Genomic DNA, 25,139 nt, shown 5'->3' with positions numbered 1-25,139 from the left:
GAAACGCGCATACCCCCTCGGAAGCCATGGCTCGCCTGACCACTTCACCAATCTTCGAGGACCTGCGACTGGTCGATGCGGATAGGCTGCGCAGGCTTGTCAGAATGGGCGCCTATGAGGGGCATACAGGGGGGCTGGCGCGCGGCAAGCTCCAGGCCAATGTTGTGATTGTCCCCCGCAGCTTTGCCAGCGATTTCCACCAGTTTTGCATCCGCAACCCCAAATCCTGTCCATTGGTCGGCGTGAATCGCGCCGGCAGTCCATTGATCCCGGCGCTGGGCGACATTGACATCCGCACCGACGCCCCCCAGTACAACATCTATCACTTCGGGGAACTGACCCGTCAGAGAACGGACATCATCGACCTTTGGCGAGATGATTTTGCCGCTTTTGCGCTCGGCAGTTCGCTGACCGTCGAAGCCGCACTTGCCGAAAAGGGCGTGAAACTCCGCCGCATCGGCTGCGGCAAAGCCTCACCAAAGTTCCGAACCAGGATCAAGACTTGTCGCGTCGGATCGTTTGGTGGCGAAATGGTCGTCTCGATGCGTCCGATAAGCCATTGCGATGTCGACAGGGTTCGAGCCGTCACCGCACGCTTCCCGCATGCCCACGGCTCTCCCATCCATGTCGGAGAGCCCACGGTCATCGGAATAGCCGACTTGATGGTTCCAGACTGGGGCGAAGCGGTCAAAATCATGGACGGGGAGGTCCCTGTATTCTGGGCCAGCAGCATAACCGCACAAGTTGCACTTACTCGTGCCGAACTCGCGACCTCGATCACGGTATCGCCGGGGCACATGCTGATCACCGATGTGGATGCGCGAGCCGATGCGGGCGCTTTCAAGGTCTATTAGCAGTTCATCTGGGTTCCGGGCCGGCAAATAGTCCCACGGCGTGTTAAGCTTTTGGTAACTCTCCTGAGTCGAAAGCCAAAACGTACTGGCTCCTTTTGCCCTCGATAAATGTTAGGGCTGCATCGAGGTGAGACAAAGGAGAAAAGACCGGGATGGCCACGGTACTGAACGCCAAGGGCGTTCCACTTCCCTACAGCGGATCCTCCGTAAAGTGGTATTCGGCGACGAATTCCGGCCCAACGCTTTATGGCAGCACGTACAACGACTCGATGTATGGCGACGGCAACGTCACCGTCACAATGCGTGGCGGCAAGGGCGATGACATCTATTATCTGTATGACTCGAAAAACAAAGCGGTCGAGCTGTCCGGCGAGGGTGTCGACACCATCTCGACTTGGATGAGCTATAAGCTCCCAGCCAATTTCGAGAACCTGACAGTCACGGGCGACAAACGATATGCTTTCGGAAACGAGCTGAACAACATCATTACCGGCGGCTCCGGCCAACAGACGCTCGACGGCTTGCGGGGCGATGACGTTTTGAAGGGCGGATCGGGGGCGGATATTTTCGTTGTAAACCCCGGCAACGGCAGTGATCTGATCCTGGACTTTGGCGCGACGGATACCGTTCGCGTCGGGAGCTACGGCTTCACCTCCTTCGAGGAGGTGCGCGCCAACATGGTGCAGTCGGGAGCGAACGTCCGACTCAATCTGTCCGACAGCGAGTTTCTCGTCTTCGCCAACAAGACCATCGGCGAGTTTACCGCAAGCCAGTTCAAGCTGGCCGTGGACAGGTCGGCTCTGGAACTCACATTTTCGGACGAGTTCGACACGCTGGACCTGTGGAATGGTTCGAGCGGCACCTGGGACTCGAATTTCTGGTGGGGGGCCGCAAACGGCAGCTCGCTCACGAGCAACAAAGAGCTTCAATGGTACATCGACACCGACTACGCCCCGACGAGTTCCGTCAATCCGTTCAGCGTTGAGGACGGTGTTCTCACGATTACCGCCGCCCGGGCTCCTGAGGCGATCCGGCCGGACATAAACAACTACCAATACACGTCAGGTTTGCTGACGACCTACGAATCGTTCGCGCAGACCTACGGCTATTTCGAAATTCGGGCCGACATGCCCGAAAAACAAGGGGTATGGCCGGCCTTCTGGCTTCTCCCGGCGGACGGTTCCTGGCCGCCGGAACTGGACGTCGTCGAGATGGTCGGGCAGGATCCGAACAAGCTCATTTTGACAGGCCACTCGAACGCAACGGGGACTCATACGAAAGTGTCCTCTACCGCCTATGTCGCGGATACCGCAGGGTTCCACACATACGGGGTGCTGTGGACAGAAGACGAACTCGTCTGGTATTTCGACGACGTCGAAGTTGCTCGTGCCGCAACGCCTGCCGACATGCACGAGCCAATGTATATGCTGGTCGATCTGGCGGTTGGCGGCATCGCGGGAACGCCTGCCGACGGGCTTGCCACGCCTGCAGAAATGCAGATCGACTACATCCACGCCTATGCGTTGAACGATTGGCTTATCTAGGCGTAACACCTGACGGGGGGCTCGGCACGGACACGTTCGTCATCAGGCCTGATTTCGGGCGTGGTCATTGCCGCCTGAGACTGAACCGTGACTGATGTGAAGGCGATGTCGCATCCCGATCCATCCGAGCCGCGAACGACCCTCGCAGCGGTTCTGGCTTCCTTCCGGCGAGCCATGGCCGGAATTGCGTTGATGAGCGGCGTCGTCAATGTTCTGGCGCTGACCGGCTCGTTCTTCATGCTGCAGGTCTATGATCGCGTCATACCCGGTCGCAGCGTGCCGACGCTCATCGGGCTCGCCGTGTTTGCCGGCACGCTTTTCGTCTTTCAGGGCGCTCTTGAGCTCATCCGGTCGCGTTTGCTGGTGCGCATCGGGATGGCGCTGGACGCGCGCTTGAGCCGACAGGTCTACGCCGCCCTCATGCGTTTGCCGTTGCGCACCAAGCTCGCCGGCGACGGCCTTCAATCCTTGCGCGATCTTGATCAGGTGCGTTCGTTTATGTCGAGCGCCGGTCCGACCGCGCTTTTCGACCTGCCCTGGATGCCGCTCTATCTCGCAATCTGCTTCCTGTTCCATTTCTGGATCGGCATGACGGCACTGGCCGGCGTGGTCATTCTCTTCAGCCTGACATTGCTCGCCGAAATTCGCACGAGAGAGCCCGCCAGAAAGGCAAACAGTCAAGCGGCGGCGCGCAATACACTTGCCGAAGCGACACGTCGCAATGTCGAGGTTCTGCAGGCCATGGGGTTTGGATCACGCATCGCCGAGCGCTGGTCAGGGATCAATGCTGACTATCTTGACACCAATGCAACGGCCAGCGACCTTGCTGGGACGCTCGGAACGATCTCGAAGATCCTGCGCATGATGCTGCAATCGGGCATCCTGGCGATCGGCGCTTATCTCGTCATCCATCAGGAAGCGACCGGCGGCATCATGATCGCCAGTTCGATCATGATGAGCCGGGCGCTCGCACCGGTCGAACTGGCTATCGCCCACTGGAGGGGTTTCGTCACCGCCCGTCAGGCCTGGGCGCGGTTGACCCAGCTTTTGGTCCTGCTTCCCGAAACTGCGATAAGTGTCTCGCTGCCTGCGCCGGTATCTGCTCTTTCGGTCGAAAGCATCAGTGTGACGCCGCCGGGGGAGCGTCGTATGGTCGTGCAAGACGCCACCTTTGCATTGGAAAAGGGCGTCGGCCTCGGCATTGTCGGGCCGAGCGCTTCTGGCAAGTCATCACTCGTGCGCGCTATTGCCGGCATATGGCTCCCAGTTCGCGGAACCGTCAGGCTGGATGGCGCAACGCTCGACCAGTGGTCGCCGGAAGAGCTGGGCAACCATGTCGGCTATCTGCCGCAGGATGTGCAACTGTTCGATGGCACCATTGCCGAGAATATCGCGCGCTTCGAACCGCAAGCGCCCTCGGACAAGATACTGGCGGCTGCGCGCGCGGCCGGCGTTCATGATCTCGTCATCCACCTGCCGGAAGGCTACGAGACGCGGATCGGCGAGGCCGGATCGGCGCTTTCGGCGGGCCAGAGACAGCGGGTGGCGCTTGCACGGGCTCTCTACGGCGACCCGTTTCTTGTTATTCTCGACGAGCCTAACTCCAACCTCGATGCGGAAGGCGAGGCCGCGTTGACAGAAGCAATTCAAAGGGTCCGCGCGCGAGGCGGCGTTGCCATCGTGGTCGCGCACCGGCCGAGCGCGCTGGCGAGCCTGGATCAGGTTCTTGTGATGGCGAACGGCCGTATCCAGGCCTTTGGCCCGAAGAATGAGATCTTGAACAAGATAACTCGCCCAGCAGGCGTGCCCTTGAAGGTCGTTTCCGGACTTGAAGAGACGGCATCCTGATGGCGCAACGCACGATCTTCGCGGTGGATCGCACCATTCGACGCTATCTGCTTGGCGGTGTCGCAACCTGCATCCTGCTGGTTGGCGGGGCGGGGAGTTTGGCCGCCGTCACCGAGCTTTCCGGAGCCGTTATCGCTTCGGGAAAGCTGGTCGTCGATTCCAGTGTCAAGAAAATACAGCATCCAACCGGTGGAGTGGTCGGCCAAATCTTCGTCCGGGAAGGCGATGCCGTGCAATCAGGCAAGGTTTTGATCCGCCTCGATGAGACGATCACTCGGGCCAATTTGGCGATCGTCACTAAGAGCTTGGACGAATTCGAGGCGCGCCTGGCTCGCCTTGAGACCGAGCGCGACGGCAAAGGAAGCATCATCTTTCCAGCTTCGCTTGTGTCACGGCAGGATGCTCCCGTGGTTGGTCGGGCGATGGCCGGAGAGCAATCTCTGTTCGAATTTCGCCGACAGGCACGCGCCGGTCAGAAGGCTCAGTTGGAAGAGCGCATTGCGCAGCTCGCCGAAGAAGTTTCCGGCTTGACCGAGCAAAGAGATGCCAAGAGCCAGGAAATCAAGTTGATCGGGTTTGAGCTCGAAGGCATGCGCGCACTTTGGCAACGCAAGCTGGTTTCAATCGATCGCATAACTGCGCTTGAACGCGATGCCGTGCGGCTTAAAGGTGAGCACGGGCAACTGACTGCATCGATTGCGCAGGCGAAGGGTCGTATCGCGGAAACCCGGTTGCAGATCATTCAGGTCGACCAGGATTTGCGCAGCGAGGTGGCGAGCGAGCTGCGCGACGTCCAGGCAAAGATCTCTGAATTCGTCGAGCGCAAGGTCTCGGCCGAAGATCAGCTCAAGCGAATCGATATACGCAGTCCGCAGAACGGCGTCGTTCATCAGCTCGGCGTGCACACGGTCGGTGGCGTTATTTCTTCGGGAGAGCTCATCATGCTGATTGTCCCGGTGACAGACGACCTGACCGTCGAGGCGCGCGTGGCTCCGCAAGACATCGATCAATTGACGCCAGGGCAAAGCGCGACCCTGCGGCTGTCGGCATTCAATCAGCAAACAACGCCGGAACTGAGTGGTGCCGTCAGCAAGATTTCCGCCGACCTCAATCTCGATGAGAAAACAGGCGCCGGCTTTTATACCGTGCATGTTGTTTTGCCGCGCACAGAGCTTACCAGGCTCAAGGGCCTGACCTTGGCGCCAGGCATGCCTGTCGAGGTATTCTTTTCGACCGGCAACCGCACCATGCTTTCCTATCTCGTGAAACCTTTGGCGGACCAAATCCAACGGGCATTCAGGGAAGAATAGCTGCGTCTCTCGACGACCCCACGAGCTGAATTCCGGAACTAGGACGCGATTTTGCCGTTTCGCCGGAAATTGGAAGCGATCCCACATGTCCGAGTTGACGAATGAAGAGATCGAGGGCGGCTGAACGCCCAGCGAGAGACTCTGGCGCTGATCGTCGCGCTACTTGCCGCCCTCGACGCGACTTCCGAGCGAATATGGGCCGAACTGGAGGCCCGTTTTCAATTTCAGAATAATCAGGAAGACCCCGGCGTCCTGCCAAGCAGTGCGTTCGCCATTGAGAGTGCGATGATGCGGGAGTTCAAGCTGATCGTCGAGGAAGCGCGGGCACGCAAGGCGGAATGGAACGACACAGACTAGCCGCCCATAAGAGGCGCTAGCTGAAAATCGCGAGCCCGGCGAGTGCGACGCTGCACCAAGTTCGCTTCGCTGCGGAGTGGCCAATCGAACGCTGCATAGGCTTGGCGACAATTCAATTGATGCCAGTCACGCCTTGAGCCTCGGCCGCGGAGAGCGTTGCGCGGAGGGAGCCATATTTTTCTGGCCTGACTCGGAAACAATTCCGGCATGCCAGTGTTTAACGCACTGAGTGGGCGCGAGGCGCAGTTCCTTGTCGTTCAGGCGATCCTCCTTTGGGGTGTAACGGTACCGCCACGACAGAGCTTGAGGAGGTCAGGATCAACCCACTTCGAAGGTGCCGAGCGAGCCGAGGAAGGCCAAAGCGCATCGCGCCATCGGGCCACTCTTCCAACGCGAACGGGCCTGACTTATGGCAAATCACGGCATGACCCTTCCGACGGTTCTTATCACCGGCAGCAGCGGTTTCCTGGGGCAGGCGATTGCGCGAGGTTTGATTGACCGGTACCGGGTTATCGGCCTCGATGTTGCAAAACCGAAGCATCCCCCCGCCGGCATGGAGACGATCGGGATCGATCTCACCTCCGATGAGAGCGTGAGTAGGGCTGTGGAGGCGGCACGCGAGCCCAGCGGCGGTCGCATCGCCTCGGTCATCCACCTCGCCGCCTATTACGACACGACCGGCAAGGACAATCCGAAATATGACGCCGTCACCGTGCAGGGCACGCGCCGGCTCCTGAATGCGCTAACGGCGATCGAGACCGAGCAGTTCGTGTTTTCCAGCACGCTTCTCGTCCATGCCCCAAGCCCGGGGAGGGGCACGAAAATCAACGAGGACTCGCCGCTCGACCCGGCCTGGGCCTACCCAAAATCGAAAGCCGAAACCGAGGCGCTGATTTCGAGGCAGCGCGGCGAAATCAAGACGGTGATCCTGCGGCTCGCCGGCGTCTATGACGAAGACTGCCGGGCGGCCTTTATTGCCCAGCAGATCGCTCGCATTTTCGAGCGCTTGCCGACCGCCTATTTGTTCGCCGGCGATATCACCGCCGGTCAGCCCTATCTGCACAAGGACGATGTCGTCGATGCGGTGGTGCGTACCGTCGACCGGCGCGCCGAACTTCCGGCCGAGACCGTGCTTCTGATCGGCGAAGAAGACACACCGTCATACGAGGAGATGCAGAAGCGCATCGGCCGGCTCATTCATGGCGAGGACTGGCGCACCTTAGTGTTGCCGAAGCAGCTGACGAAGCTGGGCGCGTGGGTGCAGACGGAGGTACTCGATCAGGACACCGACATCAAACCGTGGATGATCGAGAATTCGGACGATCATTACGAGATCGACATCTCGCGAGCCAAAACTCTGCTGGGCTGGGCGCCTAGACACAGCCTGTTGGACACATTGCCGGAGATGATCCGCCGGCTGAACCAGGACCCCACAGACTGGTACGCGGCCAACAAACTTGATCCCCCCGTTGTCGCGGCTTCGGATCCTGAGATCGAGCAGGCCGAAAGGCGACTTAAGGGACCGCTCGAACGAAGCAAGGAAGACGTCGAAGCGGCGATAAAGCGGCATCGGTCGAGGACGCTCTGGGTGCCGATAACCAACGCTGCGCTCGGACTGTGGCTGGCCACATCGCCGATGACAGTTGGCCTGTTCGACCCCGTCGCAGCCGCAATACCCCCCGCTCTGGGGCACGCTATTGCGGAGCCACAATTCCGCAACGCCGGTCTCGGTGTCAGCGAGATCGTTTCGGGCCTGCTCGTGACGGTCTTTGCGTTGATGGGGATGTTCCGGCGCTGGCGCTGGGTGCAGTGGGTCGCGGCGTCGCTCGGTCTTTGGGTGATGCTTGCGCCGTTGCTGTTCTGGACGACCAGCGCCGCGGCCTATGCCATCGACACGCTCCTCGGCATGCTGATCGTCGCCTTTGCTGTAATGATCCCGCCGACCCCCGGCGTCAGTCGCCGTGCGCTGGCGGCCGACGACGACCGCCCGCTGGGCTGGACCTATTCGCCATCCACCTTCACGCAGCGGATCCCCATCGTGGCGCTGGCCTTTGTCGGCCTATTCGTTTCACGCTATCTCGCCGCCTACCAGATGGGCCACATAGATGGGCTGTGGGATCCCTTCTTCGGCCCCCGCGGCGCGCCGGTACGCAACGGCAGCGAGGCGGTGGTGACGTCATGGGTCTCGAAGGGTTTTCCAATCGCCGATGCCGGGCTCGGCGCTTTTGCCTATGGCCTCGACATCCTCGCCGGCGCGATCGGCGATCGCCGGCGCTGGCGCACCATGCCGTGGGTGGTGCTCCTCTTCGGTTTGCTGATCGTTCCGCTCGGCGTGGTCAGTGTGTCCTTCATCATCATCCAGCCACCGCTGATTGGCGCGCTGTGCACACTCTGCATCCTCCAGGCCGCCGTCACGGTGGTGCTGATCCCTTACTCGGTCGATGAGGTGCTGGCGACCATCCAATATCTCTGGGGCGCCACGAGGGCGGGCGAGCCGTTCTGGCGTACCTTCTGGATGGGCGGACCGGCGCTGTCGGAGAACCAGACACCTGACACCGACCTCGACCGCCCTGTGTCCGAGTTGCTGAAGGAATTCGTCACCGGCGGCGTTAATTTCCCATGGACGCTGGTCGCCAGCACGCTACTTGGCGCCTTGTTGATGACGACGCCATTGATCTTTGGCACAGAACCACCACTCTACTTCAGCGATCACGTAGTCGGCTGTCTCATTGTCATGGTCGCAGTCACAGCCATGGCCGAAGTTGTCCGGCCGGTGCGCTTCTTCAATGTAGTGCTTGGTGCATGGATCGCGGTGTCACCCTTCGTGCTTTCCGGCGGTGGGACCACCGCGATCGTGGCGAACGTTGCGATCGGTCTGGCGCTGATCGTGCTCAGCCTGCCGCGCGGCACGCGCAGCAACCAACATTATGGCGGTTGGGATCGGGCGATTGTCTGAGTAACTCATAGCGAGCGCGCGCGTGACGATCTGCAAGGGCAGGTCAAGGAAGAGATCGAGTTCCCTGAACGAGGCTCGGCCTGACCGGCCGGCTAGATTTGCCGAGCAGGATCCTCGCATCCTTGGCCGCGACGATGAATGCTTGGCGCGCGACCCTTGGCGGCTTTTCGCCGCGGATAACAGCAAGGCAGGCTTCGATTGCAGCGAGCCGCGTCTTGGACGCTGGCGCTCACGGCCTAGGTTCTTGCGATCTCAAGGTAATGCCACGAAGGTCCTTGATGGAAGCCCCCGGCCTCTGCCAACACAAGCAGAGGTGGCCAGAGCGCGGTGGCGCACTATCTCATCGCGCTCGACAGGCTCGACGAATGTATGGCGAGGTTCGGACATTGTCCGCAAAGGCTGTGAACGACCATGATCTATTTCACGGCCGACACACATTTCAGCGATCCGCGCATTCTGCGCATCGATCGTCGCCCGTTCGGCTCGCTGGCAGAACACGATCGAGCGCTGATTTCGCTCTGGAACGAAACCGTCAGCCCGGACGACGAGATCTGGCATCTCGGCGATTTTGCGAGGGGATCGGCCGAATTCGTTTCATCGCTACTGTCTTCTCTTCATGGCCAGAAACATTTGATTATCGGCAACAACGATGGCGCAGCGACCATCGGCGCCGCAGGTTGGGCCAGCACTCAACATTATAAGGAGCTGACGATAGACGGCCGGTTGCTGATCCTTTGCCACTATCCTTTTCGCACCTGGAATCAGATCGGCAAGAAATCGATCGATCTGCATGGCCATTCCCACGGCAGACTGAGCCCGGTTACACGCCAGTACGACGCGGGCGTTGACAGCTGGGATTTTCGCCCGGTCACCCTTTCCGCCATCCTTGCAAGCCGACGGCGGCGAACCGTCGGCCGGTATATTCAACGCAAGTGATCAAAACGCAGATCATACCGGCTGTTGCCTAATGGCTGGTATTCTGCGTCGCGCGGTTGAGAAGCGCTTACGCGACTAGATTTGCCATGAACTCTGCACGCAGTTCATCCTCGTGTCCGAGATAACGGGGCGAAAAGTGCATCGGCACGGCATGTTCAACACCTGCAAGCCTGGCGATAGTGCCGGCTTCGGCTGCCGTGAGATGCCGCTTCGCTGCGGCCAGCTCGCGATCTTCCTGCAGGAAGCCCGCCTCGATAAACAACTGGTTCGCGCCGTGCGCAAGCGCAACGACACGCGCAAGATTTGCCTTATTGAAGGCGAGATCGGTCGCATAGACAATCCTCTGCCCGGGACCGGTTCTCAGGGCTCCGGCACCGAGCAGTTCGCCGACCGAGATATGCCGATCCGCGGTTGCCGCCAGCGTCGTTTTCGGATCAGCCCCGCGCCGGACCGCACGCTTGGCTTCGCTCAACCAAGGTCCGACGCGCAAACCCAATGCTTCCAGTTGCGGTTTTTGCACATTGACCCGGATCTTTTCCTGAAACGCGAATGCAAGGCATGGAACGCCGTGGTCAAGCATTGCTGCTTCGACACGGAAATCGGGATCATCGAGCAGGACATTTCCTTCGGCTGAGGTCGAGGCAGTATCCTCTCGAGCGAAGCCCGATCGCGCCCGAAACAGGCGGCAATGATGAAATCCGCCCGGCGTCCAGTCGCAGGCCGCTATCATGAGATCGTGGGACTGTTCGTCGAGGAGATTCCACGTGTATGCGTTGAGCTTGGCTTGCACGGCCGCGGTCAACCCAGGCGGGCCGAAGAAATGCACTGTTCTATTCCTGTATAGAAATAACCGCAGGAGCCGATCGAAGCCGGCGAAATGGTCCATATGCATATGTGATACGAACACATGGCTGACGCGCAGGATTTCGCGCGGCGAAAGTGGCGACAGATCACCAATGTCGAAGAGCATCGCCCGGTTGCCGAATCGGAAATCCAGAAGGAGCCCCGCATCCGAGAAGGGGTCGTTGACCAGGCGCGGCTGAGCCAGCAACGTCACCGAATTCGCCCGATACTGTTTTCGAATTTCGCCACCAGGCGCTCACCTTCAGACACGATCTGAACCTAACGTCTACCCCTCTAATCGCGCGCTCCGGGTAGCGGTTCCCGACGTATATCGTTCGAAAGGACGCAGAAGTACGGCGAGCCGGCCAAGCCAGGCTGAACGTTTCTGCCATCTTGCGCGTTCTCTTGGGTCGGACCGAATCGCGGGCCGAAACATCGGCAATCCGCGGCCACAATGAGGTAGCACCGGAACGAACGAGATGATCGAGCACAGAGGCACTCAGCCGAGCGAGGCAAAAGGCACCGTAATCGCATTCTCCGCGCCGGGCTGCGAGCCCCTCTATGCTCACGAACGGGAAGCTATGGCTGCCGTTGCCCGCACGATTGCGAGTCTCAAGGGATTTGCCTTCCAGCAGGGTCTAGGCAACAGCGGCGGCAACGGCTTGTATTTCGTGCCGGACGACAGCTTGCTTGCTCCCGATGCGGCACGGCTAGGTATCAACGGGCCGCAGGATCTCTTCGGCGGCGTGGTGCCTTGGCGCTTCGCAATGACCAAGGCGATAACCCATGAACTGGTCGACGGCTTGGCCAAGCGACCGAAAGAATGGTCAACCGGCTTCGGCAGAACTGTCAGCGCAGCAGTATTGCCTGGCTACACGGTGTTTTCGCGGCACGATGCGCTACGAGCAGCGGAACGTCTGCTGAGGCTCGGGCAGGCCCGGCTTAAGCCACCGCTTTCCTCGCGAGGCCAGGACCAGCACATCGTTCGCACGGTCGCTGACGTCGAGGGACTGCTCGAGCGATACCGCTTCCTCGACCTGGACGAGTCCGGTCTGGTGCTCGAAGCGGACCTTCGTGACATCGTCACGCTAAGTGTTGGCAGAACGGAGATCGACGAAATAAGGGTCGCCTACTACGGCTCTCAAAGGACGACGACCGATAATGCGGGACAATCCGTCTACGGCGGATCGGATCTCATTGTAGTGCGCGGCGGATGGGAAGCTCTCCAAGATCTTCAGCTTCCTCGCGCACTAGCTTTGGCAACGGCGCAGGCGAAGGCCTATGACGCGGCGATGGCTGGGTATCCTGGATTTTTCGCCTCGCGGCGCAATTACGATATCGGCCAGGGGGTCGACTCGTCGGGTACCTGGCGATCCGGCGTGCTCGAAGCCAGCTGGCGTATTGGCGGCAGCAGTACTGCCGAGCTTGCGGCAATAAAAATTATGAAGCAAGACCCGGCCATCCAACTCGTCCGTGCGTCCGCAGTTAAGGCGTTCGGCAATACCAGCCGGCTACCAGTGAAGGCGGATATTCACTTTCAAGGAGAAGACCCCGATGACGGGCCGATTACGCGCTATACCGTGGTCACCCATGCGACCCGTGAGCCGCCAAGGAAAGCGGCCGATTAGCATCGTAGACTTGCCCTGCGCCATCGATGGTCGCGCACAACTCTGTGCCATTTGCGCCGGCCAATGAGCGTCAAATTTAGGATCGCAAAACGCTTAAGGACCACGGAACATCCGTGGGCGGCTTGAGGTTGTTCCGGCATAAAAGGAGCTGCCATGCCAACCATCTACAACAAACGACAGGATTCGGAGGGCTTGTGGGAAGTCTATGACGACGAGAGCGAGGAAGCCGTCGTAGTTGACGGTTTGCCGCTCTCCGGCCTGGATGAAATCGAAGCCGACGAAGCCATTAGAAAACTCAAGCGGGGCGAAGTGACCTCCGACAACATTCCGCCGACGGCTCAGTCTGGGTGGCCTCCGACCAAAGACGGGATATGATGGGGCTAACGCTGTCTTGACTCGAACCGAGAGCGGACTGTTTCAGAGCTTCAAGATCCGGTGTTCAGAACGCACTGGCAGCAGCGGTAACTATCTGCGCTAAACCCTGCTGTTCATCGGCTTTGAACATTCGGCCCCAGCCAAGACGCGCTCGTATTCCTGGAGGATCGCGACAATCCGTGATGCCGATCGCTGTACATTTTCGGACCAAGCCCGTCGGATCAGCGCGAGCCAGGTTGCAGGGGCCACATTTCCGGTGCATTCTCGCTGTCGTCAATGACCAAACAGTACCTTAACCACCAGTTGGAGTGCCCTTATTGCCTGACAATAAGGCTGAGGATTCCGGCCGACGCCGGTCCCGAGGACAGGATCGTTTGCGACGACTGTGGCGAATTCCTGGGTACATGGGATGATCTGCTTACCGACTTTGAGAAGCAGGGCGGACAGGATGGAGTGTTCCGTCTCGACAAGGGCCGTATCAGACGGATCGATTGAGCCTATTTGCCCGGCGCGGGCCGATCGGGGCAGGCCCCAAAGGGCGGCGCTGCGCCTCCGCTCGCCAGCGTAACCCTTTGCAGCACCTGACTGTGCGAACCCGGGGCCTCGGAAAATTTCCAGCGGCTCGAATCATCAGGGAACTTGTTGCCGGCCGGCGGGGTTATCGGACGCCTTCCTAGTTAGGGAGGCTAGCTCCAACCCCAGCGGGAGAAGACCATGCCAACTGCGAAGAAAGCCGCGAAAGCGACAACCAAGGGTCTTGAGGACCTGTTCCTCGACGGACTCAAAGATCTTTACTACGCCGAAAAGAAAATCCTGAGGGCCCTGCCGAAAATGGCGAAAGGTGCGGAGTCGGAAAAAGTGACTGCTGCCTTCGAAAAGCATCGTATGGAAACGGAAGCTCACGTCGATCGCCTCGAGGAGGTGTTCGAGAAATTTGGCAAGGCAGCACGCGGCAAGACCTGTCCGGCGATCGACGGCATCATTGAAGAAGGCTCGGAAATCCTCGAAGAATATGAAGGTGCTCCTGCGCTCGATGCCGGACTGGTCGCAGCGGCGCAAGCCGTCGAGCATTACGAGATCGCCCGGTACGGTACTCTTATTGCCTGGGCAGAACAGATGGGAAAGGCCGATGTCGTCTCTCTTCTCAAAGCGACGCTCGAGGAAGAGGTCGCGACAGACGAAGCGCTGACGGGTCTAGGCGAGGGTGGCGTCAACGAACGTGCTCTTCAAGCGGCCGCGTAATCCCCTATGACATGGGCTTGCGGGGTTCCGGCAGGAATCGCCAGGGGCTCCGCTCAGATACGCAGGTATCATTGCCATCCGAGTACTGATTCGGCAGTTGAAGGAGATTTGCCTGAAACTGCCGAGTCAGCCGACAATTCAGAGCCGGCTTGAGGATCGGTAACCCTGCAATTGCTGTTACTGGGTGGCACGCAAAAATCACCGGCGCATTGGTGCTAGCGCACAACGCGCTCGCGTCGAGTGCGGTTGGCGGGTGGATCCTGAAGCAACCAAAGATGCGGCTCTGGCAGCAGCGCATCGCGCGGGTGTTTTATCATTGGTCTGGTCATTCGCATGGCCGTGAGTGGCGGAGCGACCGTCAATATAGCCCACGCCATGCGGCTATCCATTCGCTCCGGCCTCACAGTCGGTAATCAAACGGCGGGCCGTTGCCCGCCTTCCATGGTTCAGTTACTCTCGCCGCCGAGCTTTTTGACATTGCTGCAGAATTCAGGGTGGGTGTTGGCGGCGCTGGCGTTTGCCGCCTCGTCATCGCAGACTTTTGTCATTGCCGTACGATCCTCGTCTGTCAGCGCTTTCCAAGCTGCCGTGAACTCGTCGTCGGACCGCATGGTCGTCATGCTAGAGTCTGTGTAGAACGGCTCCATCTTTGCGGGGTCATCCAAGGCAGACGTGCCTGAGTCGGGGCCTGCCGCGAGAGAAACGCCGCTTACCATAGAAAGCGCCATCGCGCCTAGACAGATCATCTTGTAGCTCATGACAAGATCCTTCCATTGTTACTGGTCGCTAATGCAACGACCTGCTGGCAAACGGCCTGTTTCAGAAAAGGTTCCTTTCTAACTTGCTGGCACGGCACTTGACCTGTGCTTTCTACCATCCGGGCCATCGCCAAGAGCGCGCTTACCCCTATCCTAAACTGGGGCGAAACCTGCTAGCGTTCCTTAATGGCTAATCACCAGCTACAATTGGCGTCGATCGAGCCGACGCCATGCCGCGCTCTTCTGTCGGCGAGGAAAGTGTAAGATGAAGCAGAGCGGTGTTGTCTTGCAAGACGATGGCGCGCGGGCAACGCCAGTTCTCGGCTTCGATGTCCATATATGGCGGATCGCCCTCGATACTCCAATTTCACAAATGGACCTGACCGCCCTTAGCCCAGCTGAATTGATCAGGGGCAGTCGGTTCGTGTTTGAGCGCGATCAACGACGCTACTTGGCAGCTCATGCCGCCTTGCGCACTGTGCTGTCAGTTTACATCGGCCAAGCGCCGGAAGAGCTTGATCTGCGCCAGACCTCTGAAGGAAAGCCTGTCCTTGTGGACCGGAGCCTCGCCTTCAACCTCTCGCATTCGGGGGAACTTGCCCTTGTGGCCGTGGCCGCCGCCGGACAGGTGGGCGTGGATATCGAACTCATCGCCCCGCTGAGCGACGAGATGTCCATCGCCCGCTCTCTGTTCGCGCCCGGGGAGGTCATGCAGCTTGAGTCCCTGACGTCAGACGCCCGTCGCCTGATGTTCTACCGGTTTTGGACTTGTCGCGAAGCCTTGCTAAAGGCCGCAGGCGTCGGCCTCTCCGGAGTCGGACTTGAAATAGGCATGGAGGCGAACGGCGAGGCCTCTATCCTATCACCGCCCCTTGGGCTGATTGAGCGGACTAGGCTTAGTGAGTTCCGTCCAAGCGAACACCATGTGGCCGCCGTTGCATGGAGTGCACGCGGTCCGCAGGCGGCCGCACGTGTCTTCGACTTCGACAATACGGCTTGCCTTGACGCTTCAGCAATTGGACGTCGGTTAGCGCCTGCTATTAAGCCTAGCCCGGAAGATTGAGCGGACGGTGCTCCTCTTAAAAATAGTAAATCGGCTTAAAAAAGCAGCCGGATCGGCTTAAAAAGCAGACATATTGGCTTAAAAGCAGTCAGATTGGCTTAAAAGACACATCTTGCGACAAAGATGCTTGCCTGGTGAATTTGCGCTTGGAGCTTCCGCAAGGACATGCATTTAAATACACCGTGGGTTGTGCAACCTACGGTGCATAACTAGGCGGGGGTCTGGGCATGAACATTCATCGTGGGGGCGATGCGCCCCAGCACGTCATTGACTCTACGCAGCCAGTCGCGGTTATCGGGATCGGTTGCCGGTTCCCTGGAGGGATTCAGGACGCGGAATCGTACTGGAACTTTCTCCTGGAGAAGAACTGCGGCATCGTAGATATCCCGGCGGACCGCTGGAACGTTGACGCCTTCTACGATCCGGAGCCCGATGCGCGGGGAAAGATGCGGACGCGCTGGGGCGGATTTCTTGCCAGCGATGTTTTCGGCTTCGACCCGAGTTTCTTCGACATGTCGCCCCGCGAGGTGACAACGATGGACCCGCAGCAGCGCCTGGCGCTGCAAGTGGCGTTCGAGGCAGTCCAGGACGCCCACCGCACATTGGCCGATCTGCGTAGCGCACGCACCGGTGTATTCCTTGGCATCTCGACCAACGATTTCGCGCAGAACCTTCGCCGCGGACGTGTCGGTGGCGGGGATATCTTTGCCGGCACGGGTTCGGCGTTCTCGATCGCAGCTAATCGAATCTCCCACCGCTTCGATCTGAAAGGGCCGAGCATTGCCGTCGACACGGCATGCTCGTCGGCGCTCGTCGCCATCGACCAGGCAGTGCGTCACCTGAGCACGGGCACCTGCGACATGGCGCTGGCAGGCGGCGTCAACTGCATGCTCGATCCGGGTCCGTTCATCGCATTCTCCAGCGCCAATATGCTTTCGCCGACCGGCGGCATCTACACGTTCGACGAAAGGGCGGACGGCTTCGTTCGCGGCGAAGGCTGCGGCTTCGTATTGCTGAAGCCTCTCGACCGCGCAATTGCGGACGGCGACCGGATCTATGGGGTGATCCGTCATTCGATGGTCAATCAGGACGGATATACGCCCACCCTGACGTCTCCGAGTGGGGAAGCGCAGCAAGCGATGCTGGAGGCTCTCGTAGAAGGCGCTTCCATCGATCCGGCGGATGTCGACTATATCGAGGCCCATGGAACCGGCACGCCGGTCGGCGACCCGATCGAGGCCGCTGCCATCGGCCGCGTGTTCGGTGTGAATTCACGACCAAAGCCGGCCTATGTCGGATCGTTCAAGCCCAATCTCGGCCACCTCGAATCCGCTTCCGGTATCGCTGGTTTCATTAAGACCGTGCTGACGGCGAACCATGCCATCGTGCTGCCGAACCGGAATTTCGAGCGCCCGAACCCGAGCATTCCCTTCGACGCGCTAAACATCGCTGTAGCAACGAAGCCGACGCCAATCGACCATCACGGTCGACCGGCCCTGGCGGTGGTCAACTCCTTCGGGTTTGGCGGAACCAATGCCTCGATCGCCGTGGAAGGATGGCGGGGACTGTCGCCGAGCGTCAATCGCGCGCCAAGGCCGGTAATAGCCGGCCATCCGATAGCCGTCCCGATCTCGGCCGGCAGCACAGCGGGACTGGAGCTGTGGGCAGGCCGTCTGGCGGATGCTCTGGAGGAGGGGGGCTCCCTGGCGGAGACGCCGGTCGAAGACATCAACGCCCATTTGAGCAGCGCGCGCGATAACTTCGCCCAACGGGCCGCGCTTATCGTCGAGCCCGAGCGCACCGCGCTCCAGACCCAGCTGCGCGCATTGGCGAAAGGAGCCGTTGAGCAGAACGCGGAAGGGCCGACCATCATCACCGGCAGGGCCTCCTCCAACCGTCGGCTCGCCATCGCCTTCTCGGGCCAGGGCGGCCAGTGGTGGGCCATGGCGCGCCGCCTGTTGAAGGAAGACCGCGCGTTTCGCCGAACGGCCGAGATGTTCGACGAGGTGCTGCGTCCGATGGTCGGCTGGTCGACCGTCGAGGAGATGCTACGGGACGAGACAAAGACCCGTATCAACGATGCCGATGTCACGCAGGCCTCCATCTTCGCCACACAGATATCGCTCTACGAGCGCTGGATGAAGATCGGCGTGCGGCCTGAGCTTCTGATCGGTCACAGTTTCGGCGAGGTCGCGGCTACGTATGTTTCAGGCGTCATCGATCTCGGGACGGCGGCCCGCATCATCGCCAAACGCGGCCTCATACCGCTGAAAAGCGAGCGGCGCGGTGCAATGGCCACGATAGGGCTGCCGGTCCAGCAGCTCGAGCCTTTCCTGCCCGACGACGAAAGCGTCGTCATTGCTGCCTATAACGGCCCGATCGCTCAGACGATCTCCGGCATGGAGGACGCGGTGCTTGGCCTGCTGGCCAAGGTCGCGGAAGCCTATCCCGACGCGACGGCCCGCCGCATGACCATGGATTTCGGGTGGCATAGCGCGCATCTGGAAGATTGCAAGGAATGGTTCCTCGGCGAACTTGGTCCGGTTGCCTGGAAGGAAGGCCGCCTGCCGATCATCTCGACTGTCACCGGCATATTCGAAACGAAGTTTGACGCTGACTACTGGTGGGCCAATTTGCGCCAACCTGTCAGCTTTACCAAGGCAATGGACTTCACCCTCGATTTCGGCATCAATACTTTCCTGGAAGTCGGTCCGCACCGCACGCTGACGCCGCTCATCCGAGGCATTTCGCAGGAACGTGGGGCAGACGTCGCCGCGGTGAACTCGCTCGATCGCAAAACTGATGATTTCTGGACGCTGGCGCGGGCCGAGGGCAGCCTGCACGTTGCCGGTGTCGAATTCCACCGGCCGAAACCATCGAGCGGTCGGTTGGCCATTCCCAAACTGCCCTGGAACAACCAGCGCCTGCTGAACACATCCGAGGAGACCAAGAGCTTCCTGTTCGAGGCGCCCCGGCACGCTCTGCTTGGATGCCGCGACTTCACGGCGGGACCGTCCTGGACGAACGAAATTACGCTCAGAGGCTTCAAATTCCTGGCTGACCACCGCGTCAGCGGCGACTGCCTGTTCCCGGCCGTCGGCTACATCGAAATCATGGGTGCCGCGCTGCGCGACCATTTCGGATCCGAGTCCGTGGAGCTGCGCGATTTCAAACTGTACGAAGCGCTTTCCATCGCCGAGGACGACGTCATATTGGTCACGACGACGTTCGATCCGATCGGTAGCAGGCTGCGCATCTCGACGCTCCATCGGGATTCGGAAGACGGCTGGAGGACGCGTGCCGAGGCCTATGGCTTTAGCCACAAATACGAACTTGCACCAGCTCCCGCTGACCTCCTGCGGGATCGCCCAAGCCTTGTCGAAAAGTCGGAATTCTACCGTCTGGCCGAACGGCACGGCCTTGAATACGGCCCATATTTCCAGTCAGTGAGCGCGCTCGATATTATCGGCGACCGCCTGGTTGCCAGGCTGTCGAGCAAGGATCCCAACCTGTCGAAGCAGTATTTCGCCTTTCCCGGACTGCTGGACGCCGTGCTCCAGGCCGGCATCGGCCTGGCTTCGCATAAAGACGGCGTGTGGGTTCCTGGTGAACCGCTGCCGCCGGCGAATGAAGACAAGGCCCAGTACCGGTTGCGCCTGCCGACCGGGGCGCGCAAGATCCTGCTGAGCGCCCCGATGACACCCGACGTGATCGTCGACATCCGGCCGGGCCTCGATCCGTACTCGATGCGGTTCAGCGTATTCTCGCCGGAAGGGCAGCCGTTGATCGTTCTCGACAACCTGCAGACAAAGGCGCTGGGCAAGGTCAGGGGCGGCAGGACCAAACAGGGCGCCGGCTCCGTCTCCAGCGCTTTCGAGGAGCATTTCGAGAAGCAGGAAGCCAAACCCGCAGCACCCTCATTGCGTTGTACTCACTGGCTGGTGGTGGGTGACGGAACGCAGCGTCTGGAAGCCACATTGGCCGAGTTGGTCAGCCGCGGAGTGACGGTCGAAGTCGCAAATCCCGCGCCGTTTTTGAAACTCGATGCGGATGAAGCGCTCGCCACGATCCGGGCATTCATGACCAAATCGGAGGGGAAGGGTGGCATCCTGTTCAGCGCCGCCGTCGCCGAGACGCTCGACGAAAAAGCAGGCGGGGACGCGCTTCTCGCCACGATTACGCCTGTCGTCCACCAGTTGATCACACTTGGAAAGGTCGTCGACCGGCTGCACAGCTCGTCCGAACCGCGGCCCGAACTGGTTGTCTTCACGTCCGGCAGCCGGCTCATGCAAGGTGACCAGCCGATGCGCCTTTCCGGCCTGAGCGAGAGCGCCTTGATCGGTATTTCTCGCACAATGGCAAACGAATTCAAGGGTTTGAGCATCCGTCTGATCGATGCGGATGCCAAGTCGCTGCAGTCAGGGGTAACGACTTCGGACGCCGTGCTGGAGGAAACCGCAGAAACGGAATTCGTCCTGCGCGGCGCCGAACGCTATGTCCCGCGTCTGGAACAATTGGCTTTGCACGAAGTCGCGCCGTCGCGGCGGACGCTGGAGACCGCGCGGGATTCTTCCAACTTCGCCGTCACCATGACGGGACCCGGCACCATAGACAATATCGTATTGCGCGAAATCGCCGATCCCGAATTGGCGCCGAACGAGGTCATGGTCGAAGTCGCCGCGGTCGGCCTGAATTTCCGCGACATTATGGCGGCTACCAGCATCCTGCCGGACGAGCTGGAGAATGACGAGGCGTATTGGCGCAATCTCGGGCTGGAGTTCGCCGGGACCGTTCGCAAAGTCGGTGATCGGGTGACCAATCTCAAGCCCGGCGATCGCATCATGGGCATGGGCAAGGGCTATCTCAGACGCTTCGCTAAGATCCGGGCGGATCTCGCCATGCGCGTGCCCGACAGCATCGATCTGATCGAGGCCGCGACAATCCCGACAGCCTTCCTTACCGCTCACTACGCTCTCACGCATATCGGCAGATTGGCGGAGGACGAAACCGCGCTCATCCATCTGGCTTCGGGTGGCGTCGGACTCGCCGCCATCCAGGTCGCGCATGACGTCGGCGCTCGAGTCTTTGGCACTGCCGGCAGCGACACGAAACGCGCCTTCCTGAAGAAATGGGGCGTGGATGAGGTCATGAACTCGCGCGCCCTCGATTTCGCCGACGAGGTGCGTTCCCTGACGCGCGGCCGCGGCGTCGACGTGGTGTTGAACGCGCTGTCTGGCAATGGCATCGACAAGAGCCTGGAATGCCTGGCGCCGTTCGGCCGCATGGTCGAGATCGGCAAGCGCGATCTCGCCGACGACAAGCCGATCGGACTTCGCTCGCTCTATCGCAATAACGCCTATTCGGTCATTGATCTCTCGACGCTTCCCGTGGAGAGGGAGAAACTCTTCAGGCAATTGCTGGCGGAGGTGGAGGCAAAGGTTGCCGCCGGGGCTTACAAGCCGCTGGAGGCGAGCCGTTTCCCGGCATCGCGTGCTGCGGAAGCCATGCGCATGCTTTCGCGAGCGCTGCACATCGGCAAAGTGATCGTCACTTTCGACGAACCTTCCGTGGACATCGAACTTGACCTCGCCGCACAGTTCGCCGTCTCCGCTCAGGCCTCCTATCTCGTCACCGGTGGACTCAAGGGCTTCGGCGTCGCGATCGCCGATTGGCTGAGTCAAAAGGGCGCGGGAACCATCATCCTTGCCAATCGAAGCGGTGTTCCCGATGCCGAAGCGGCTGCAGCCATCGATATCATGGAGCAACGCGGCACGCGGATCGTTCGCGCGGCTTTGGACGTGACCGATGCAGCAGCCGTCGACAGGCTGATCGGGGAACATGCTGCGGGAGAGGCCCCACTGCGCGGCATCGTGCATGGCGCTGCGGTGATCGAGGATGCCTTCGTCTCGCAGCTCGATGCAGGCAAGATCGACCGCGTGCTGCGGCCGAAGATAGCCGGCGGATGGAACCTGCACGTCGCCGTCGTCGAACATGATATTCCCCTCGACTTCTTCGTGAATTTCTCCTCGATCGCGCAGGTTATCGGTTCGTCGGGGCAGGCCAACTATACGGCGGCCAACTCCGTTCTGAACGCAATCGCCACGTATCGCAGAGGTCGCAACTTGGCTGGCTCCTCCACGGCCTGGGGCATGATCGCCGGCAGTGGATTCGTCGCCAGGTCGGAAGCAATGACCAATTATCTCGACAGCGTCGGCATCAAGCCGGTGCAGGATTCCGAAGCGGCGGCAGCCTTGTCCTATCTGTTGCGCGCCAGATCGGAGAACCTCGGCTTCGCCCATATCGACTGGGCCGCGATCGCACGTACGAACCCGGGCGCAGCGACGAACCCGAGGATTTCGCCGCTGCTTGGAGACAGAACCGGAGGGCGGTCTCGCATTCAGGCCGAGCTGGCCGCCGCGCCACGCGAGGCGTGGGACGACTTGCTTGCGGACATGATCCGGCGCGAGGTGGCGAAAGTCCTGAAGGTCGAGGCAAGCGCCCTGGCTGATGACCGCAAGCTCAGCGAACTCGGTCTCGACTCTCTGTCGTCGTTCGAGCTGAAGAACCGCGTCGAGGCCCAGGTCGAAGTCGACATCCCTGTCGCCAAGTTCCTGCAGGCGCCGTCGATCGCGGGGCTCGCCCGTCTCGTCGCGTCCGCCTTTGAGGCGAAGCTCAAGGCGTCCGCGTTGCTGGTCTCGGCCGCACAAGTGAGTTCCGACGGCGCTGCAGTGCAGGAAGCCTTCCGGCCTCTTGGCCGCCAGGTCCATGCGATGATGCTGGATGGACGGCCGATGTCGTCTGCCGTAGCAAAGGCCGACAATCAGATCCTGGTCGAGACGAGCATCGCGCCTGGCGTGTCGCTGGCCACGCTTGCGTCAAGACTGGCTCGACTGGTCGAGATCCACGATGCGCTCCGGATGACGGGTGCGACATCGGCGTCCGGCGCGGTGGAGATCGGCTTCGAGGCCCAACTTGTTGTTGAAGTGCTTTCGCCGGGCGGTCGTTTGGGCGATGTCGCGCTCCCTGGTCCGCTGTGGCGCATCGGTGCGTGGCAGCGGCAGGATGGCGGTCACGAGCTGCAAGTCCGGGCTCATCGCGCGGCTGCCGACGCTTTGTCGGTTCGTCTTCTGCTCGCGCTGCTCGCGCAAGACGAGGAGGAAGCGGTCGATGCCAGGCCCAGTTTTGCCGACCATGCACGCGGGGCCCATCCAGTGCCTGGATCGAGCGAGTACCGTCGCGATCTCGCCTACTGGAAGGAGATCCTTCACTACGCGCCTGCGATCGTACCGATACCCGGTCGCAGTCGCGCCCCGTCTCCCGCCGGTATGGGATCGAACCGGGGCCGTGTCGGGTTGCTGGAGATCACGCTTCCCGCCGCAGCGTTCGCGCCGAAATCGGAGCTGCCGGCTGCGCGCTTCCTGACCGCCTATGCCAAGACCTTGGCAAACCGCTTCTCCCGCCGGTCGATTGTCGTCGACCGCTGGTATAGCGAGCGCGGGGAGGGGACACCAAACGAATTGATAGGCCCCCTGGATGGGCCCTATCCGGTTGTCCTGCGAGCCATGGATGAACCCGGTTACGATCTGCTCAGGAAGGTCGAGCGTGCCGACGCAAACGGTCACGCGCACCGGTCAATGGATACGTCGTCCCTGGAACTGGCGCTCGAAGAGGACCTGCGCGTTCGCCATATTTCGCTGCGCCAATTCGGCTTCGCTTTCCTCGACGGGAGCCAAGTTAAGGCGCTCGCCGCTCTCGACCATCCTCTCGACGCGGTCGCCGCATCCGCGCACGAGATCCAATTGTCCGCAGCGGTCTGCGAAGCCGCTGTTGTCTGCCGGCTTACGGTCGATCTCGACGTCGTCGAGGAAGCAACGGCGCGGTTGCTGTACGATGAGTTTCTCGGCGAGCTTTCCTCCCAGCTTGAAACGTCAGGCCCCCTGGTACCCGAGGCAATGCTCTGGAGGGTGCGCGAGTGGTCTGGCCAGCCGAGTGCGAGCGCGGATGTCGAGCGCTCGCCGCTCGAGGGCGTGCCCAACGTAGAAAGAGAGATTGCGGTGACCAGCACGCAACTGGGGTTGCTGCGTTTCCAGGAACATCCGGACGCGACTTCGCATGCCCGTGCCGCGTTCCTGGTGAGCAAAGAGTTCAAAATCCGGCCCCAGATGGACGCCGACCGTCTCAGGCGAGCGATCGAAACGATCATGGCGCGCCACGAGGTGATGCGTACCCGGTTCTTCCGCAAGGGGGCTGGATACGGCGCTTATCTGGAAAGGACGCCGACGGAGTTCTTCAGGCTCGAGCAAGTTGCCGATGAGGCCGAAGCAATGGAGCGCGCAACGGAACTTGCGCAGGAGCGCATAGACATTGAGGCACCGATGTTCCGTGTCACCGTCATCCGGTTCGGCTCCGAGAGCGACCTAATCGTCGCCAAGGCACATCATCTCGTCGTTGACGGCTATTCTCTCGGCCTCATCGTCGAGGAGACAGTCAAGGCTTATCTCGGCCTGCCGCTTGATCCCGTGGAAATGAGCATCGACCGGTTCATCCGGGATTTTGACCATGTCGGAAAACCCGGCTCGTTCGAACGGCGCGACGCATTCCTGCGCAAGGTATTCGCCGAGCCCTTGCCGGATATTCCCAATCTCGGGCGCAAGGCGAAGGGCCGGCGGACGAATGTCAATCTGGTCGATTGCAGCCTCGGCGAGGGCGTGACGCTCTCGATACCCGGCGACCAGCAGGATGTGCTGCGCAAGCGTGCCAGGGCAGCCGGCACGACGGAAACGGCCATGATCATCGCGGCCTTTGCACACACCATTGGTGCGCGGGGTGGCGTGGATGATATGGTCCTGCAGATCCCAGCTGCCTTGCGCCACGACCGGAGGCTGGAGAACTACGTCAACTTCGTCGCCTCGGACGTGCCCGTACGCGTGCGTCTGTCCCGGTACGAGACGCTCGAAGCACTCGCCGTTTCCCTCGGAGAAGGGATCGACGAGGCCATCCAATTCGCGCCCTTCATGGATTCGAATTATTTCGGGGACGTTCATGACGATGTCGTGGCCAAGGGGTCCTACACCTCCCTCTTAGTCGTCGGCACCCAGACGGTCGAAAGATGGACGCAGGCCACGCAGTCGGCCCCGCTTCAAAGGGCCAATGCAACCGGCGAGCTCGACCTCGGCATGTTCAAAGTAACGCCCCTGCCTGACATGCGGCGAGAAAAGCCACGCACCAGCGAGCTAGACTTGCGTACCTATCCGAGCGGGACCGGTCTTGGTCTGTTCATGACATACGATCTGCTTGGCTATGACGATGCGGAGGCGCATGACATTCTGCGAGAGGTCATCGAACGGCTGGTGGCCGGCCAATCGACAGTCGATGCCGTTGAGCAGGCGGCGGTGTAGCATTGCGCAATTCTTAGGTTGACGGGG

General features: G+C 60.7%; 14 protein-coding genes. 11 read left to right on the top strand and 3 right to left on the bottom strand.

Going from position 1 to position 25,139, the window contains the following annotated elements; all coding sequences use genetic code 11:
* Positions 1-26 precede the first annotated feature (26 nt).
* The 5 genes from A9K68_RS24045 to A9K68_RS24025 all read left to right on the top strand — a co-directional run bounded on the left by A9K68_RS24045 (position 27) and on the right by A9K68_RS24025 (position 8,869).
* Positions 27-854 (top strand): DUF1445 domain-containing protein, encoded by an 828-nt coding sequence (locus A9K68_RS24045; RefSeq protein ID WP_065006903.1) that lies wholly within the window; start codon positions 27-29, stop codon positions 852-854.
* 152 nt (positions 855-1,006) lie between these two features.
* Entirely contained in the window at positions 1,007-2,398 is a 1,392-nt protein-coding gene (locus tag A9K68_RS24040) for a family 16 glycosylhydrolase (RefSeq protein WP_065006897.1), read from the top strand.
* A 105-nt stretch (positions 2,399-2,503) separates the two neighbouring features.
* Positions 2,504-4,246 carry a type I secretion system permease/ATPase gene (locus A9K68_RS24035; RefSeq protein WP_065006896.1) on the top strand — a complete coding sequence of 581 codons (1,743 nt, stop codon included), beginning with the start codon at positions 2,504-2,506 and terminating at the stop codon, positions 4,244-4,246.
* Positions 4,246-5,556: an HlyD family type I secretion periplasmic adaptor subunit gene (locus A9K68_RS24030; protein ID WP_065006895.1), complete on the top strand. Its 1,311-nt coding sequence runs from the start codon at positions 4,246-4,248 to the stop codon at positions 5,554-5,556. The genes A9K68_RS24035 and A9K68_RS24030 overlap by 1 nt, the downstream gene beginning before the upstream one ends.
* Positions 5,557-6,337: 781 nt before the next feature.
* The gene (locus tag A9K68_RS24025; protein ID WP_156768214.1) at positions 6,338-8,869 is read left to right on the top strand and encodes an NAD-dependent epimerase/dehydratase family protein; all 2,532 of its coding nucleotides are present in this window, start codon (positions 6,338-6,340) and stop codon (positions 8,867-8,869) included.
* A 43-nt stretch (positions 8,870-8,912) separates the two neighbouring features.
* Here A9K68_RS24025 and A9K68_RS24020 read toward each other — a convergent pair whose 3' ends face one another.
* Complete coding sequence (locus tag A9K68_RS24020; RefSeq protein ID WP_246811426.1) at positions 8,913-9,047, bottom strand: DUF982 domain-containing protein; 135 nt, start codon at positions 9,045-9,047, stop codon at positions 8,913-8,915.
* Positions 9,048-9,280: 233 nt separating this feature from the next.
* Here A9K68_RS24020 and A9K68_RS24015 point away from each other — a divergent pair, with 233 nt between their 5' ends.
* Positions 9,281-9,805: a metallophosphoesterase gene (locus tag A9K68_RS24015; RefSeq protein WP_065006893.1), complete on the top strand. Its 525-nt coding sequence runs from the start codon at positions 9,281-9,283 to the stop codon at positions 9,803-9,805.
* Between the two features lie 67 nt (positions 9,806-9,872).
* Here the strand turns inward: A9K68_RS24015 and A9K68_RS24010 are convergent, their stop codons facing one another.
* Positions 9,873-10,862, bottom strand: a complete 990-nt coding sequence (locus tag A9K68_RS24010; protein ID WP_065006892.1) for an MBL fold metallo-hydrolase — start codon at positions 10,860-10,862, stop codon at positions 9,873-9,875.
* A gap of 367 nt (positions 10,863-11,229) precedes the next feature.
* Here A9K68_RS24010 and A9K68_RS24005 point away from each other — a divergent pair, with 367 nt between their 5' ends.
* The 3 genes from A9K68_RS24005 (at position 11,230) to A9K68_RS23995 (ending at position 13,893) form a co-directional block, all read left to right on the top strand.
* Positions 11,230-12,276, top strand: a complete 1,047-nt coding sequence (locus A9K68_RS24005; RefSeq protein WP_163603062.1) for a DUF3182 family protein — start codon at positions 11,230-11,232, stop codon at positions 12,274-12,276.
* Between the two features lie 153 nt (positions 12,277-12,429).
* On the top strand, positions 12,430-12,651 hold the full coding sequence (locus A9K68_RS24000; RefSeq protein WP_065006890.1) for a hypothetical protein: 222 nt from the start codon (positions 12,430-12,432) through the stop codon (positions 12,649-12,651).
* Positions 12,652-13,365: 714 nt separating this feature from the next.
* Entirely contained in the window at positions 13,366-13,893 is a 528-nt protein-coding gene (locus tag A9K68_RS23995; protein WP_065006888.1) for a ferritin-like domain-containing protein, read from the top strand.
* A 446-nt stretch (positions 13,894-14,339) separates the two neighbouring features.
* On the opposite strand, the gene A9K68_RS23990 is transcribed toward A9K68_RS23995, so the two are convergent.
* Positions 14,340-14,651 (bottom strand): hypothetical protein, encoded by a 312-nt coding sequence (locus tag A9K68_RS23990; RefSeq protein ID WP_065006887.1) that lies wholly within the window; start codon positions 14,649-14,651, stop codon positions 14,340-14,342.
* 265 nt (positions 14,652-14,916) lie between these two features.
* On the opposite strand from A9K68_RS23990, the gene A9K68_RS23985 reads away from it, so the two are divergent.
* Together A9K68_RS23985 and A9K68_RS23980 are read left to right on the top strand one after the other, a co-directional pair.
* Positions 14,917-15,714 carry a 4'-phosphopantetheinyl transferase superfamily protein gene (locus A9K68_RS23985; protein WP_065006886.1) on the top strand — a complete coding sequence of 266 codons (798 nt, stop codon included), beginning with the start codon at positions 14,917-14,919 and terminating at the stop codon, positions 15,712-15,714.
* Between the two features lie 227 nt (positions 15,715-15,941).
* A complete protein-coding gene (locus A9K68_RS23980) occupies positions 15,942-25,112 on the top strand; it encodes a type I polyketide synthase (protein ID WP_065006885.1) in 9,171 nt (3,056 codons plus the stop codon).
* The last annotated feature ends 27 nt before the right edge of the window (positions 25,113-25,139 follow it).

This window comes from Mesorhizobium sp. AA22 (genome assembly GCF_001672375.2).
In the GTDB taxonomy this organism is placed as follows: Bacteria; Pseudomonadota; Alphaproteobacteria; order Rhizobiales; family Rhizobiaceae; genus Mesorhizobium; species Mesorhizobium wenxiniae.
This window is presented reverse-complemented; position numbering and strand designations above follow the sequence as displayed.

Bases quoted from the DNA above. Each gene is read 5' to 3' on its own strand.
- A9K68_RS24030 (WP_065006895.1), top strand. From the start codon at position 4,246: ATGGCGCAACGCACGATCTTCGCGGTGGATCGCACCATTCGACGCTAT.
- A9K68_RS23990 (WP_065006887.1), bottom strand. From the start codon at position 14,651: ATGAGCTACAAGATGATCTGTCTAGGCGCGATGGCGCTTTCTATGGTA.
- A9K68_RS24000 (WP_065006890.1), top strand. From the start codon at position 12,430: ATGCCAACCATCTACAACAAACGACAGGATTCGGAGGGCTTGTGGGAA.
- A9K68_RS24040 (WP_065006897.1), top strand. From the start codon at position 1,007: ATGGCCACGGTACTGAACGCCAAGGGCGTTCCACTTCCCTACAGCGGA.
- A9K68_RS24035 (WP_065006896.1), top strand. From the start codon at position 2,504: ATGTCGCATCCCGATCCATCCGAGCCGCGAACGACCCTCGCAGCGGTT.
- A9K68_RS24025 (WP_156768214.1), top strand. From the start codon at position 6,338: ATGACCCTTCCGACGGTTCTTATCACCGGCAGCAGCGGTTTCCTGGGG.
- A9K68_RS24005 (WP_163603062.1), top strand. From the start codon at position 11,230: ATGGCTGCCGTTGCCCGCACGATTGCGAGTCTCAAGGGATTTGCCTTC.
- A9K68_RS23995 (WP_065006888.1), top strand. From the start codon at position 13,366: ATGCCAACTGCGAAGAAAGCCGCGAAAGCGACAACCAAGGGTCTTGAG.
- A9K68_RS24045 (WP_065006903.1), top strand. From the start codon at position 27: ATGGCTCGCCTGACCACTTCACCAATCTTCGAGGACCTGCGACTGGTC.
- A9K68_RS23985 (WP_065006886.1), top strand. From the start codon at position 14,917: ATGAAGCAGAGCGGTGTTGTCTTGCAAGACGATGGCGCGCGGGCAACG.
- A9K68_RS24015 (WP_065006893.1), top strand. From the start codon at position 9,281: ATGATCTATTTCACGGCCGACACACATTTCAGCGATCCGCGCATTCTG.
- A9K68_RS23980 (WP_065006885.1), top strand. From the start codon at position 15,942: ATGAACATTCATCGTGGGGGCGATGCGCCCCAGCACGTCATTGACTCT.